The 14,281-nt window shown below is 32.9% G+C and carries 19 protein-coding genes; 18 read left to right on the top strand and 1 reads right to left on the bottom strand.

Translation table 11 applies throughout. From position 1 onward, the window contains the following. The first annotated feature begins 70 nt into the window (after positions 1-70). The 9 genes from BLV68_RS06290 to rsmI all read left to right on the top strand — a co-directional run bounded on the left by BLV68_RS06290 (position 71) and on the right by rsmI (position 6,071). A complete protein-coding gene (locus tag BLV68_RS06290) occupies positions 71-265 on the top strand; it encodes a sigma factor G inhibitor Gin (RefSeq protein ID WP_093751957.1) in 195 nt (64 codons plus the stop codon). A 35-nt stretch (positions 266-300) separates the two neighbouring features. After that, a complete protein-coding gene (locus tag BLV68_RS06285; RefSeq protein WP_093751955.1) occupies positions 301-1,716 on the top strand; it encodes an aminotransferase class I/II-fold pyridoxal phosphate-dependent enzyme in 1,416 nt (471 codons plus the stop codon). Between the two features lie 15 nt (positions 1,717-1,731). Next, entirely contained in the window at positions 1,732-2,370 is a 639-nt protein-coding gene (gene tmk, locus BLV68_RS06280; RefSeq protein WP_200773676.1) for a dTMP kinase, read from the top strand. Next, the gene (locus tag BLV68_RS06275) at positions 2,367-2,693 is read left to right on the top strand and encodes a cyclic-di-AMP receptor (protein WP_093751953.1); all 327 of its coding nucleotides are present in this window, start codon (positions 2,367-2,369) and stop codon (positions 2,691-2,693) included. The genes tmk and BLV68_RS06275 overlap by 4 nt, the downstream gene beginning before the upstream one ends. A gap of 25 nt (positions 2,694-2,718) precedes the next feature. Next, positions 2,719-3,003 (top strand): cyclic-di-AMP receptor, encoded by a 285-nt coding sequence (locus BLV68_RS06270; protein WP_093752086.1) that lies wholly within the window; start codon positions 2,719-2,721, stop codon positions 3,001-3,003. A 15-nt stretch (positions 3,004-3,018) separates the two neighbouring features. Beyond that, positions 3,019-4,005, top strand: coding sequence for a DNA polymerase III subunit delta' (holB, locus tag BLV68_RS06265; RefSeq protein ID WP_093751951.1), 987 nt, complete (start codon positions 3,019-3,021; stop codon positions 4,003-4,005). After that, positions 4,002-4,919, top strand: a complete 918-nt coding sequence (locus BLV68_RS06260; RefSeq protein WP_093751949.1) for a PSP1 domain-containing protein — start codon at positions 4,002-4,004, stop codon at positions 4,917-4,919. Before holB ends, BLV68_RS06260 begins: the two co-directional genes overlap by 4 nt. 92 nt (positions 4,920-5,011) lie before the next feature. Beyond that, positions 5,012-5,179 carry a DUF362 domain-containing protein gene (locus BLV68_RS06255; protein ID WP_093751947.1) on the top strand — a complete coding sequence of 56 codons (168 nt, stop codon included), beginning with the start codon at positions 5,012-5,014 and terminating at the stop codon, positions 5,177-5,179. A gap of 64 nt (positions 5,180-5,243) precedes the next feature. Continuing rightward, the gene (rsmI, locus tag BLV68_RS06250; protein ID WP_093751945.1) at positions 5,244-6,071 is read left to right on the top strand and encodes a 16S rRNA (cytidine(1402)-2'-O)-methyltransferase; all 828 of its coding nucleotides are present in this window, start codon (positions 5,244-5,246) and stop codon (positions 6,069-6,071) included. 33 nt (positions 6,072-6,104) lie between these two features. Here rsmI and BLV68_RS06245 read toward each other — a convergent pair whose 3' ends face one another. Further along, on the bottom strand, positions 6,105-6,344 hold the full coding sequence (locus tag BLV68_RS06245) for an AbrB/MazE/SpoVT family DNA-binding domain-containing protein (protein ID WP_093751943.1): 240 nt from the start codon (positions 6,342-6,344) through the stop codon (positions 6,105-6,107). A 141-nt stretch (positions 6,345-6,485) separates the two neighbouring features. On the opposite strand from BLV68_RS06245, the gene BLV68_RS06240 reads away from it, so the two are divergent. From BLV68_RS06240 to BLV68_RS06205, 9 genes are all read left to right on the top strand, one after another. Beyond that, positions 6,486-7,481 carry a DNA double-strand break repair nuclease NurA gene (locus BLV68_RS06240; RefSeq protein ID WP_093751941.1) on the top strand — a complete coding sequence of 332 codons (996 nt, stop codon included), beginning with the start codon at positions 6,486-6,488 and terminating at the stop codon, positions 7,479-7,481. An 11-nt stretch (positions 7,482-7,492) separates the two neighbouring features. Further along, the gene (locus tag BLV68_RS06235) at positions 7,493-9,331 is read left to right on the top strand and encodes an ATP-binding protein (protein ID WP_093751939.1); all 1,839 of its coding nucleotides are present in this window, start codon (positions 7,493-7,495) and stop codon (positions 9,329-9,331) included. Between the two features lie 125 nt (positions 9,332-9,456). Continuing rightward, positions 9,457-10,038 (top strand): nucleoside recognition domain-containing protein, encoded by a 582-nt coding sequence (locus tag BLV68_RS06230; RefSeq protein ID WP_093751937.1) that lies wholly within the window; start codon positions 9,457-9,459, stop codon positions 10,036-10,038. After that, the gene (locus tag BLV68_RS06225; protein ID WP_093751935.1) at positions 10,032-10,565 is read left to right on the top strand and encodes a spore maturation protein; all 534 of its coding nucleotides are present in this window, start codon (positions 10,032-10,034) and stop codon (positions 10,563-10,565) included. The genes BLV68_RS06230 and BLV68_RS06225 overlap by 7 nt, the downstream gene beginning before the upstream one ends. A gap of 170 nt (positions 10,566-10,735) precedes the next feature. After that, on the top strand, positions 10,736-11,224 hold the full coding sequence (locus BLV68_RS06220; protein ID WP_143035249.1) for an RNA polymerase sigma factor: 489 nt from the start codon (positions 10,736-10,738) through the stop codon (positions 11,222-11,224). Continuing rightward, positions 11,217-11,708, top strand: coding sequence for a hypothetical protein (locus BLV68_RS06215; RefSeq protein WP_093751931.1), 492 nt, complete (start codon positions 11,217-11,219; stop codon positions 11,706-11,708). The genes BLV68_RS06220 and BLV68_RS06215 overlap by 8 nt, the downstream gene beginning before the upstream one ends. Next, positions 11,633-11,998, top strand: coding sequence for a DUF4367 domain-containing protein (locus BLV68_RS06210; protein WP_093751929.1), 366 nt, complete (start codon positions 11,633-11,635; stop codon positions 11,996-11,998). The genes BLV68_RS06215 and BLV68_RS06210 overlap by 76 nt, the downstream gene beginning before the upstream one ends. A 447-nt stretch (positions 11,999-12,445) precedes the next feature. After that, entirely contained in the window at positions 12,446-12,598 is a 153-nt protein-coding gene (locus BLV68_RS15425; RefSeq protein WP_159428633.1) for a hypothetical protein, read from the top strand. Between the two features lie 81 nt (positions 12,599-12,679). Continuing rightward, positions 12,680-14,029, top strand: a complete 1,350-nt coding sequence (locus BLV68_RS06205) for a radical SAM/SPASM domain-containing protein (RefSeq protein ID WP_093751927.1) — start codon at positions 12,680-12,682, stop codon at positions 14,027-14,029. Positions 14,030-14,281 lie beyond the last annotated feature (252 nt).

Raw genomic sequence — 14,281 nt, 5'->3', positions numbered from 1 at the left:
GGATTATTGTGAATAAAATATAATAATAAGGCAATAATCCTAGTAAAGGAGTAGTCGAGGGGCTGATTTTATGAATTGTAAACTTTGTAACCAGAAGAGAGAGAATACCATAAACTTACTAGGAGTAAATATTTGTAAGGGCTGCTTTAATACCATAACTCATATACCCATTTCCCATAAGAAATATGATTACTATAAGGAATTGATAAAGGAAATATTAAAAGAATATATGTGCCAGAGGACAAATTTAGACCCCGTTGAATAAAGCGGGGTTAAATTTATAATAGGAAGGTGGAAAAAGTGAAAACGCCTATTTTAGATAAACTGATCAAATTAATGGATAAAAAATTGGTTTCTTTCCATATGCCAGGACATAAAGGGAGGAACACCATAATAAATTGGGGGGAATTAGTTCCTCAAATTGATGTAACTGAATTGCCAGGGTTGGACAACCTTCATGACTCTAGGGGGGTTATTAAAGAAAGTTTAACATTAGCAGCTAAAACCTTTGGAGCTAAGGAAACTTTGTATTCTGTAAATGGAACTACAGGAGGTATCTATATTGCTTTGGCTGCTATTACTAACCCGGGGGACAAGGTATTAATTCAAAGGAATTCCCATAAATCCATATATAATGGAGCCATATTAAATAGACTGGATATAGATTATGTTTATCCTCATTATAATGAAAAATATGGATTATTCACAGGAATTAATCCTGAATCCATAGAGGAAAAGCTTAGAGCCAATTCTGATATAAAAGTGGTAGTAATAACCTATCCAAATTATTATGGAATCTGTTCCCATATAAAAAGGATTGCAGATATAGTTCACAAATATGATAGGATATTATTAGTAGATGAAGCACATGGTAGCCATTTCATCTTTTCAGAGAAATTGCCACTTCCCGCTTTAAAAGCAGGGGCAGATTTATCGGTACAGAGCATACATAAAACTTTACCTAGTTTTACCCAAACTTCCATGGTTCATGTAGGTTCCAACAGGGTAAATATAGAAAAATTAAAATCTATGTCTTCTCTCTATCAAACAACAAGTCCATCCTATTTATTTATGGCATCTCTGGAAATTGCCAGGGCCTATATGGAAGGAGAAGGAAGGGAAAGATTGGAGAAAAATATTCTGTTAATAGATGAACTCATCTGTAAACTTAAAGATATGAAAGGAGTTTATCTGTTTACAGGGGATGAAGAAGATAAAACCATATTTGATAAGGATATTACCAAAATACTGTTTAGAATGGGGAATGTACCGGGACCAAAGATAAGCCAAATTCTAAGAAAGGACTATAATATCTATTTGGAAATGGAAGATGATCGCTATTGTTTGGCTTTAGCCAGTGTTATGAATGAAGAAAGGGACTTTCATCTATTAGGGGATGCCATAATGGAAATAGCTGATAACATAATGTCTCAAGAGGGATATATTGAAAGGGTCCCAATTATGCCCAAACCTGAAATAGTGCTGCCCCTATATGAGGCTTTTTATAGGTCAAAAAGGGCTGCAGATTTAAAGGATGCTGCCGGTAAAATATCCGGTACCTTCTTAATTCCATATCCTCCAGGCATACCAGTATTATGTCCTGGAGAAAGGATCACCATAGGAATAATAGAGTATATAGAATTTTTAATTGAGAAAGGAATAGAAATAATTGGACTAATAGGCTATAATAAAGAAAAAATAGAAGTAATAGATTAAGAAGGGAATGACTCGATGTTGAAGGGAATATTTATATCTTTAGAAGGACCAGATGGATCCGGGAAAAGCACGACAATAAAATTAATAGCTGATTACCTAAAGGAGAGAAATCTGGATTTTATATGTACTAGAGAACCTGGAGGTACCCAAATAGGAGAAAGAATAAGGGATATAATATTGGACTCTAGTAATAAGAATATGGCTTTTGAAACAGAGGCCCTCCTTTATGCAGCATCAAGAGGGCAGCATGTTCATGAAAAAATACTGCCAGCCTTAAAGAAGGGGCAGATTGTTCTATGTGAAAGGTTTATACTGTCTAGCTTAGCTTATCAAGGGATAGGAAGAGGATTAGGCATAGAGGAAGTAAGGATCATAAACGATTTTGCTATTAAAGGAATTAGACCAGATTTAACCTTGTTTTTCCATGTAGATCCTGCAACTACTTTAGAGAGAAAGACGTTAAAAAAAGGAGGAGATAGATTAGAGCAGGAGGGAACGGATTTTCATAGGAAGGTTTACCAAGGATATATGGAACTAATAAAAATGTATCCCAAAAGCGTTCAGATAATAGATGCCACCAAGTCTATAGAGGAAGTATTTGCCCAAAGCATATATTATATAGAAAAGATTTTTGAAAGGAGGAATAATATATGAAGCTTATAATAGCCATCGTTCAAGATCAAGATGCTTCAGGTCTAATAGATGACTTGACTGAAAAGAAGTATGGTGTTACAAAACTTGCATCTACAGGTGGGTTTTTAAAATCTGGGAATACCACCCTTTTAATAGGAGTTGAGGATGATAAGGTAGACGAAGTGATAAAAATAATAGAAGATAATTGTAAGACTAGAGAGATCACTACATCTTTATTGACGGTGAATATGCCAGGGGACACCTATATACCCTATCCTATAGATGTAAAAGTAGGAGGTGCTACTCTATTTATATTGGATGTGGAACAATATAAAAAGATTTAAAGGGATATTGTTTGGGGGGATTTTAGTGAAATTAGTAATTGCTATAGTACAGGACGAAAATGCACCAAAGTTAATAAAGAGTCTAACAGCTAAAGAATATAGAACTACTAAATTATCTTCTACAGGTGGGTTTTTAAAATCTGGGAATACTACCCTTTTAATAGGGGTTGAAGACGATAAAATGGATGAAGTTGTAGATATTATAAAAGCAGAATGTAAGTACAAAAAGATTGACAATGGAAAAGAAGAAGTAGATGTATGCGGTGCTAATATATTCATATTAGATGCAGAAGATTATCGAAAGATATAATTGTGGAGGAGTTTCATGGATTTTAACGAAATCATTGGTCATGATAGGATTATAGAAAACTTAAAGAATGCCATAAAAGAAGAGCATCTATCCCATTGTTATCTATTTGAAGGAGAAAATTCAATAGGGAAGAAAAAGGTGGCCTTAGCCTTTGCGAAGACTCTATTATGCAAGGGAGAAGGCCTTGAACCTTGCAATAGATGTAGATCTTGTTTGAAATTCAATAGCTGGAATCATCCCGATTTAATGTTTATTAAACCGGAGAATGGGTTAATTAAGAAAAAGGTCATCGATGATTTAATAAAGGATCTAAGTAAGGCCCCTTTTGAAAGTAAAAGAAGGATTATTATCATTGATGATAGCCATGAAATAGGGATAGAGGGGCAAAATGCCCTTCTTAAAACCTTGGAAGAGCCGCCATCCTATATCAATATAATACTGATAACTTCTAACAGTAATAACCTTATACCTACAATATTATCCCGTTGTGAAATAGTTAAATTTTCCCCTGTTGAAAGTCATAAGATAATAGACTTACTCACAAAGAAATATGGCAAAAGCTTGGAAGAAGCAAACTTTATTGCAAATTTTACTAAGGGAAGTATAGGAAAATCCATAGAAATTTGTGAATCGGATTCTTTTTTTGAAAAAAGGGATGAAATAATTGAAATTATCGTCAACATATTAACAGGGGATAAGGTTAGAATATTTAACTCTATGGATTTCTTTCTAGAAAACAAGGATAATTATCAGGAATTGTTAGACATAATTCTTTATTGGTTTAGGGATTTAATAATATATAAGCAAACGAGAGATTTAAATCTCATATTGAACAGGGACAAACTTCCAACATTATCAAAGGCACCTGATTTAAAATTAGATAGAATTAATGATATAATAGATAGTATAATAGAAACTAAACAGAATATTGATAGGAATGTAAATTATCAACTTGCTATAGAAATAATGCTTTTAAGGATTCAGGAGGGTTTAAATATATGATAACAGTTGTAGGTGTGAGGTTTAAAAAAGCAGGAAAAATATATTACTTCGATCCAGATGGATTAGATATAAATAAAGATGATTATGTGGTAGTGGAAACTGCAAGGGGCATAGAGTTTGGAAACGTGACAGTAGGTCCTAAGCAGGTTACAGAGGATGAAATAGTCTCCCCTCTAAAAAAGGTATTGAGGGTGGCAGGCGAAGAAGATTTCATCATCCATCAAAACAATAAGGAGAAGGCTAAAAAGGCCTTTAAAATCTGTCAGGAGAAGATAGAGGAACATGGATTGGAGATGAAGTTAATAGATGTAGAATATACCTTCGATAACAATAAGGTTATATTTTATTTTACCGCTGATGGTAGAGTTGATTTCAGGGAACTTGTAAGAGATTTAGCAGCTATTTTTAAGACTAGAATAGAATTGAGGCAAATCGGCGTAAGGGATGAAGCCAAAATGATAGGAGGCCTTGGTCCTTGTGGCAAGCCCATATGTTGTGCCACCTTCTTAGGAGAATTTGAACCTGTATCCATAAAGATGGCAAAGGAGCAAAGCTTATCCCTAAATCCAGCTAAAATATCTGGGTTATGTGGTAGACTTATGTGTTGTCTTAAATTTGAACAGGACACCTATGAAAAATTATTGGAGAACATGCCAGCAATAGGCTCTATAGTGTTAACCCCTGAAGGCAAGGGAACTGTAGTAGAAACCTTTACCCTATTACAAATGGTCAAGGTAAAAGTCAAGCTTGAAGACGATACAGATGAGCTATTTAATTATAAGGTAGATGAGATAATACTTACAGACGAAAAGGATCCTAACTATGTTCCTGTATCAGATGAAGAAGAGTATTTGGAAGGGATAGAAGGAATAGAAGAGATAGATGAAATTGATGAGATAGGAGATTTAGAATAATATAATCTTATTAATATTAACTCTTTTATTATTGGCAGTAAAATGATACAATTATATCGTGGCATAAGACAAGGTTTTAGGGGGTGAATTATTTGGCATATAAAATTACTGATGCATGTATTGCATGCGGAGCTTGTGCGGCTGAATGCCCTACTGAAGCAATAAGTGAAGGAGATATTTATGTAATCGATCCAGAGAAATGTATTGACTGTGGTTCTTGTGCTAATGTATGTCCAGTAGATGCACCTCAACCAGAATAATAGACAAAACAAAAAAGGCCCTAAATCTAGGGCCTTTTTTAATAAAATTATAAGGAGAATGGATATGAGTAAAGGGATTCTATATATATGTCCTACCCCCATAGGAAATTTGGAAGATATTACCCTTAGAACCTTAAGAATATTAAAAGAAGTAGATTTGATAGCAGCAGAAGACACTAGGCGTACCATTAAATTATTAAATCATTACAACATAAAAAAATCTTTAATATCTTATCATGAACACAATAAGGAAGCTAGAGGGCAATTATTAATAGAAAAACTAAATGAAGGCATGAGCATTGGTTTTGTTACCGATGCAGGTATGCCTGGCATATCAGACCCAGGGGAGGACTTAATTCGATTATGTATAGAAGAGGATATAAAGGTTATAGTTCTTCCAGGGCCTACTGCATCTATAACTGCTTTAGTTAATTCAGGCCTTCCAACAGGGAAATTCGTATTTGAAGGTTTTTTTCCTTCTAAAAGGAAGGAGCGTATTAAGGAACTGGAAAGGTTAAAGGGAGAAAAGAGAACTATGATAATTTACGAAGCACCCCATAGGCTTCTATCCCTTTTAAAGGATATATATGAGGTTTTAGGAGATAGAAGGATAGCTATATCCAGAGAATTAACTAAAATCTATGAGGAAACATTTAGGGGATGTGTATCGGAAGGAATAAAAAAGTTTGAATTTCAGGAGCCTAAAGGGGAATTCGTTTTAATATTAGAAGGGGCAAAAATTGAGGAAGGGGATTTATTTTCCGATATAAGTATTAAGGAGCATATAGAATTATATATAAAGGAAGGGCTTACCAAAAAGGAAGCTATAAAGAAGGTTGCAGAAATAAGGGGGATACCGAAGAATTTAGTTTACAAGGAGAGCTTAAAATAAAAAATACCCGTCATAAAGGCGGGTACTAGTAGTTTATTTTTTTAGCTCGTCCATACAAGCTGGACAGATATTCTTTCCTTTAAAGGATATAACATCTTTAGCTTGTCCGCAGAAGATACATGCAGGAGCGTATTTTTTTAATATAATTTGCTCTCCTTCAACGAATATTTCCAAGGCATCTTTGACATCAATATCTAGATGTCTCCTTAATTCAATAGGTATTACAACTCTACCTAATTCATCCACTTTTCTTACTATCCCCGTTGACTTCATAATCATTCCTCCCATATATAATATTAAAATCGACTAAATTCTACATAAAAACAATACCATAAATTCCAAATAAAGTCAACATAAAAAGTTAAATACTACACAAAAATTTTTACTTTATCTTTTAAATAAGAGGTGAAGGAATTGTATAATATTAACGAAGAGCTAAAAGATAAGATAATCAGTTTAAATAAATTATTGTTGGAAAAATACAAGGAAATCTTTACTCTAGATGCTAATACTCTTAGGGAATTCATAAGAAGGGAAGTAGGAGAAATCAAAAAAGTTGATAAGCTGTCTCAGGAAGAGCTAAAAAATTATAATAAAAAGGGAGGCATACTAGGTGTTGATGGTTCCAACAACAGAGTAGGAGGAGCCTATCCCCATTTTGTTGAAATTTACCAAGGCTTGGCTAAGTCCACAATCTACGGAAGCAAGCCTATATATAAAACCGATTTTTATAGCCCTCTTTGTCCTGGAAATGGATATGAGAATGGTTTAGAAAACCCTCTGGAAGAAGACCAGTCCATTAGAAGTAAAAAGTTGTCTGCCATAGAAGTGGAAGTGGCAATAGAAGGAGTTAAGAAATTGAAACCCTATGCAGTGATTATGGATGGTTCCCTTATTCGTTACGATATAGAGTGCCATGCTAAATGGCAGGAGTTGAAAAGGGAGTGTGAAGAAAATAATATAATTTTAATTGGAGTAATCAAAGATATAAAAACCTATATAATAGGAGATTTGTTAGTGAAAAACAATCTATTATCTACAAAGGAGCTGTTCTACGACAGGGAATTATTGTATGGCTTATTGGAATATGGGGAGGCAATTGAAATTCAGAGTGATGTAGCAAAGAAGACCAAGGAAGGCTTTGCCTCGCTGTTTATGAGAAGTTCCTTAGCTCCTAGTGTAATAGGAATGGATATCCTTTATAGCCAAAGGCAGCATTTAGAGGAGATGGCAAGGTTAATATTAACGTTAACCCCCAAGGATGGAAGAGGAGTGCCTTTTTGGATCGATATAGTGGACAACGAAGTCAGAATAACAGACCAATTAATAAAAGGATTGCTGGAATCCTATTTGGATCGGGAAATATTGGAAAAACTATTTATATCTGAAAGAGATAAAAGAACTAGGTAGGAGGGAAGGAAATGAAGGTAGTGGGTATTACAACCCAACAGGAAGTATTCGTTGGCTCTAAGGAAAGAAACTTTAGGATAAACGAGTTTTTGATAATAGTAGACCCTTACCAAGGGGATTTAATTGGCGAGGTGGTGGAAGCTCAAACCTATAATAAGTACATGCCTTTAAATCTTCAAGGGGAATTGGCAGATAGTTCCGTTATAGATTCTTTAAAGACAATAGGTTATAATATCGAGGAAGATACCATATATATAGGCAGAATAAGGCTTTTAAACGAAGCCCTATATCCAGTAGAATCTGGTTCTGACGTGAGGGTACCTTCCTTTGAAGAGGTGAAGGATTTGATGATTAAATCTTCGCCAGATGAAGGTTTGGTACTTGGGATAATTAAGAATACAGATCAAATGGCTGAAGGTATGGATGAAGAATACAAGAACCTTCTATATACCTTTGAAGAAGGGAAGCTAAAGGTACAAAAAGACATACCCTATATATTTGATATAAAATCCATGCACCAATATCCTCATATTGGGGTATTTGGAGGTTCCGGTTCGGGAAAATCCTTTGGTCTTAGGGTGATTTTAGAGGAACTTATGGAATTAAATATACCTACCATAGTATTGGATCCCCATTTTGAAATGGATTTCAGTGAAGTAGGTCCCTATATTCCTAAGGAAAAGAGGAAAGATTATAGGGAAAAGTTTAAATGCCTTCAGATAGGATACCATGTAGGAGTTCGCTTTGAGGATTTGTCCCGACAGGATATTAAGAACCTTTTGGGGGCTTCCAGTCCCTTAACGGATGCCATGAGCAATGTAGTGGATATATTATTTAGGGGAAGGGAATCTTATAACAGCTTTTATAATAAACTAAAAATGCTGGCAGAAGCTCAGGAAGAAGGCTCTTTAGATAGGATACAAAGGAGAATCGATGAAAGCTCAAGCGATTTGGAGAGGGAAGGTTGGCAGAAGAGGAAGGAACTATTTATAAATTATGACAAGATCTGCCCCTATAGCTCTGTTAGAGGCATTATTTGGAGGTTAACTAGACTTGAAAATGAGGGGATATTTAGCAAGGATATTAAGCCTATAGAAGAAGGTCTACAAATGGGTAAATTGATAGTAGTACAGGGAAGCACTAGAATACTTCAGGTATTTAGCACCTATCTATTGAATAACCTATATTATAAGAGAAGGGATTACAAGGATGCTTTGTATAAGAATACAACTGCAGAATATTTTCCTCCCTTTATAGTGGTTACCGATGAAGCTCATAATTTTGCTCCTAAAGGATATGAACCTCCTTCCAAATCTATTTTAAAGGAAATATCCCAAGAGGGTAGGAAATATGGGACCTTCTTAATACTGGCAACCCAAAGGCCTACTCTATTAGATGAAACCATAACAGCTCAATTGAATACTAAATTCATATTTAGAACCGTAAGGGCTTCCGATATTCAGACTATTAAGGAGGAAACGGATATAACAGCAGAGGAAGCTAAGAGGCTTCCCTATTTAAGAACAGGAGATGTGTTCATATCAGAAGCTTCTTTAGGAAGAACCATATTTGCAAGAATCAGAGCTGCCAACACAACTAGTCCTCATAGGGAGAATCCTTTCGACGAATTAAGGGATAAGGTCATAGAAGATGATAAAAAATTTTTGGAGATAATTGAAGATAAATTGCCCATCAATGGCGACGATTTCATAAATGTAGTTAAGGAGATTGAAAAGGAAACGGGGAAGACCTATCCCATTACAGTATTTGAAGAGAAACTAGAGGGCTTGGTAGACAAAGGATTATTAAAGAAAAAACAGACTCCTTTTTTCAACATCTTCACCAAATAAGTTTATTTATTGGTGCCAGGCACAAATAAATAAACTTATGGAATTTTCTAGAGAATATCATATTGAAAATATTATAAATAAACAACAAACCCCTTTCATATATTTTATAGGAAAGGGGTTTTTCTATGCTCAATACCATATGGTTTTTAATGATATTTGTAGGAATCCTATATGGAGCTATTACCGGTAATTTAGAAGAAATAAATAATATTATTTTAAAAGAAACACAAGAAGGGGTTACATTTGGCATAAGCCTTATGGGAATAATGGCCTTCTGGTTAGGGATTATGAATATTGCAGAAAAATCTGGGTTTATAAGGTGCTTATCAAGGGCCTTTAGGCCTATTATAAAACTCTTATTTCCTGAAGTTCCACCAAACCATCCAGCAGAAAGATGGATGATAATGAACTTTATAGCTAATATGTTTGGAGTAGGCAATGGTGCCACTGCTTTTGGATTGAAGGCAATGAAGGAATTGGATAATATAAATTCCCATAAGGGTAAAGCTACAAATGCTATGGCTATGTTTTTGATAATAAATATGTCTTCCTTGCAGTTAGTACCCCTTACAATAATAAAGTTAAGATATGATTATGGCTCTAAAGCCCCTACAGACATCATAGGCATTACTTTATTAGCAACCAGCATATCTACCATTGTAGCCATAATAATAGGTAAAATGTTTGAAAGGAGAAAAAGATGCTAGATATAATCTCTCTTGGTATAGTGCCATTCTTAGTCATTGTAATTGTAGTCCATGGATATTTAAAGAAGGTAGACATATATGATGCCTTTACAGAAGGAGCATTTGAAGGCTTAAAGACTGCCTTTAAAATAATTCCTAATTTAATAGCCATATTTATTGCTATTGGAATATTCAGGAGCTCTGAGGCCCTAGATATGTTTATAGATTTAGTACGTCCTATAACTCACCTGTTGAGGATACCAGAAGAAATACTTCCCCTTATTTTTATAAGGCCCTTATCAGGTTCGGGAGCTTTAGGACTAGTAAGGGACATCATAAGTCATTATGGGCCAGATTCCTTACTGGGTATAACAGCATCAATCTTAATGGGGTCTTCTGAAACAATATTTTATACTATGGCACTATATTTTGGCTCAATAGGAGTAAAAGACCATGGTCATACATTAAGAGCAGCACTTCTATCCTATGTAGTATCGATATTTATAATTATGTTACTAATAAGGTATTTGGTTTGTCTTGATTGTTAATTATTCTCTACATAAGATGACTGTTTTGCTTTATTATACAGGCACGTTTATTTAATCTCTATCAGCTTCAAATAGCCTCTATAATTGTAGATGAGGTTAAATTTCACAAAATTATGTAATGATTGTTAACTACATTAGTTGCAACTCTTTCTCGCCTATTAATCCTTCTTATGAGAAAAAAGGTTTATGAAATAGTTATGGATAATAGCGTAGTTGATGATATTATCAATGATGTTATTATAAGATTGATTAAAAATATTGATACTATCCAAAAATTAGAGTGTCACAAATTAACATCCTACATTGTCTATACTATTAGAAGTGTATCTTTTAATTTTATTAATAAAAGAAATAGATATAATAAAAGAATCTTCTATGGGCTTGAAAATGATTTATCTGAAACCATTGAAGATACTGAAGCATCCCAACCAGATGAACTTGTCATAATAGGGGAGGAAATAGATGAACTAGGAAAAGCAATAACCAGACTGTCAGCAATAGACCAAGAGATACTCTTTTACAAATATAACTTGGAAATGAGCACTGCTGATATAGCTAGTATATTTAATATTTCAAAGGACAATGTTCGTAAAAGACTTCAACGGGCGAGACAACGTGCCCTAAGAGAATTAAAAAAGGGAGATTATAAAGTTGAATGATATAAGAAAAGACCTATTAGAAGAATATGACGAAATTATCCTAAAATTAGCTTTAGATAACTTTTCGATAATTAAAGGAAAAGAATTTGACTTGGAAAAAGAGAAGATTAAAGAGTGTGAAAAATTTTCTATTTCCCAATCTGAAATAAGGAAAATATCTAAATTGCTAGAAAGATATTTAATGAAACAGAATATTTTCGTATTTATAAAAGATACTGCTGCCCTACTAAAGAAGGTTTCTGTATTTGTTGTTTTATTTATTATTATGTCTGGAATAACAATAATAAGTGTAGATGCTGCACGATCTAAGCTATTAAACTTGATACTAAAAATGGAAGATGAATATACCTCAATTGAACTAACTAACAATAGAAGTGGAAATGTTTTAGGAAATAGCCTATATATTAATTGGGAAAATGCATATGCTCCTACCTATTTCCTGATGGATATACAGTTCAGAACATATCCAATACAGATAATATAAAGTTCATTGAATATAAAGATGTGAAGAAAGATTCGGATAATCAATCTATAGTATTCATACAGATGCCTACAGAAACAAAAGGCGTTGTAGACACAGAGGGGGCAAAGATTACTTATATTGAAATCCATGACTATGAGGGGGTTTTAATTGAAAAAAATAATCGCATATCTATAATATGGCATAATGATGAGTATTTATTTGACATATCGGGATATGAGAGCAAATCTGAAATGATTAAAGTTGCTGAAAGCATAAAGTTTTTAGGAAAACATAGCAGGAATACTTGGTAATTTACTTACTGAGATGAAAGCATAAAATTATACAAAACAATCCATATATAAATAGGTTCTTTTATATATTTAATATATTATATGCATGATAGGAAATCTAGTAAAGACAAGAACTTGCCTATATTTTATTTAATATATTCTTTCACTTTTTTAGGGACAGGTTATCCTGTTACTCAGTTTGTTATTTATGAATATATTACAAAAAAAAGATCAAAAAAATAATATGTTTACTCCAAAACATGACAAAATTTGCAGAATACTTATATTATACTACCTATAAATAATATCATTAATCACTATTTGAGATAATTACTTTTGAAATTTATTATAAAAATTAATTAAGGACAGTGTGGGTTAGATTCTATACTTACAGCTAAAAGCAATAAAGTTAATTTATGTATAATCTGCAGAAAACCCTAGCAGTAAAGAAGGAGGTATGATTATACTATGAAGAATCTGGAAGAAGCTAAATTATTTTTACAACAATATGTAGGTTTGATAGCAGTTGAAGAACCTAGTCAATGTTCTTGTTGTTGTTCTAGCCATGGTGGTGGAAAAGCTAGATATGAAGATGGTAGTGATACGGAAATAAATGAATAGAAGTTAAAGCGTTTTTCTATAAGGCTGTTCATAATGTGTTAAACTGCTAGGGTTTCTGTTGTAAATAATGAGGTGATTATATTGAATACTGTAGTAAGAGAGTGTATAAATTTTAAAATGAATGATAATGGAATGGTTGATGTATTGGAAGGGGATAAAGTTATAGGGGAAGTTGAATTAGGTGTGCACGCATTATTAACATTATTTAATGGTTATATGAGTGATGATAACATAATTGAGATACTATCTGAACTAACTCAGCTTGATAAAGATAAAGCCAAAAAAATGTTTGACAAAATTACAGAAAATTATAAATATATATTGGAAAAAAAAGATTCAGTATTTAGAAATTTTGATGTGTTTATAAATAGTAAACAGAAAGTTAATTTAAATAGGTTAAGGGCTATAGTTCCAAAATTTTTAGTATTATCATTAACTAGGGATTGTTTTATGCAGTGTAGGTACTGTTATGCGGGTGCTAGGTATTGCGAAAATATAGATGAAGCTAAAGGATTAGAAATAGAATTGATAGATAAAATATTAAAAGATGCAAAAAAATTGGGAATAAGACATATTGAAATAACAGGAGGAGATCCATTTATAAGAAAAGATATATATGAAATTTTACAAAAAACTGTTGAAGAAGGAATACATATAAATATATCAACAAAAAAATTACTATCTATTCAAGAAATTAAACAACTAAAGCAAACTGGTTTAAAAAGTATACAGATAAGTATAGATACACTTGATGATTATATAGCTAAATATTTAACGGGTATTGATGATTTTGCAGAACGTATGATAGAAGTTATTAGTAAATTAATATCTAATGGAATTGATGTTACTGTTAATACAGTGGTAACTAAAAAAAACATAAAGGGTATACCAGCACTAATAATAAAGTTAAATAATATGGGTGTAAAAGAACATATGATATCACCCTATTTAAGAACTTTAGGAAGACATGATGAACTATTATTTCCAAGTGAAGAAGACTATAAGTTATTGGAAGAATTTGTATATAATTATGAAGGGAAGATGAACGTCAATTATAAGAGTCCAAAATACGAAATTAAGTCTAAGACATTAATGAATATTTCTAGATGCTCAGGTGGCAGAATGGGACTAGTCATTATTCCAAATGGTAAAGTGACTATTTGTGAGAGATTAATAGATAGTGAGGAATGTATAATAGGAGATGTAAAGAAACAGTCATTAATTGATATTTGGAATTCGGACGAGTTATATAATCTTATATATCCTAAGAGAAGTAAGTTTATTAATACAGATTGCTACGATTGTGACGATTATGAGAAATGTATACTTGATAAAGGTTTATGCTATGCTAGAAGTAAAATTGCATATGGAACCATATATAATAAAGATCCGTTATGTCCTAGAGAAACCAAATTTATGAGATTTGTGTAAAGTAAATTAGAGATATGTCAAGAGGCGAATTTTAATAAAATCAAAAATAATAAAAAATAACCGGAATTTGATAGATCATTCAGGAAACGTGCTTTTAGGCAATAATCAAATGGCTTTGTTGAAGTTGAAAGGATTATTCTTTGCAAACTATCTTTATTCAATTATAGCATTAGGTACCTCTAATAAAAATTGTATTAAAAACAAGAAAGTATGCTTAGAAGCCCTATAAAAAGTGTTTCTAAGCATATTATA

The sequence above is a fragment of the Tepidimicrobium xylanilyticum genome (assembly GCF_900106765.1).
GTDB lineage: Bacteria > Bacillota > Clostridia > Tissierellales > Tepidimicrobiaceae > Tepidimicrobium > Tepidimicrobium xylanilyticum.
Note: the sequence above shows the minus strand (reverse complement) of the source record. Positions and strands in the feature narration are given on the sequence as shown.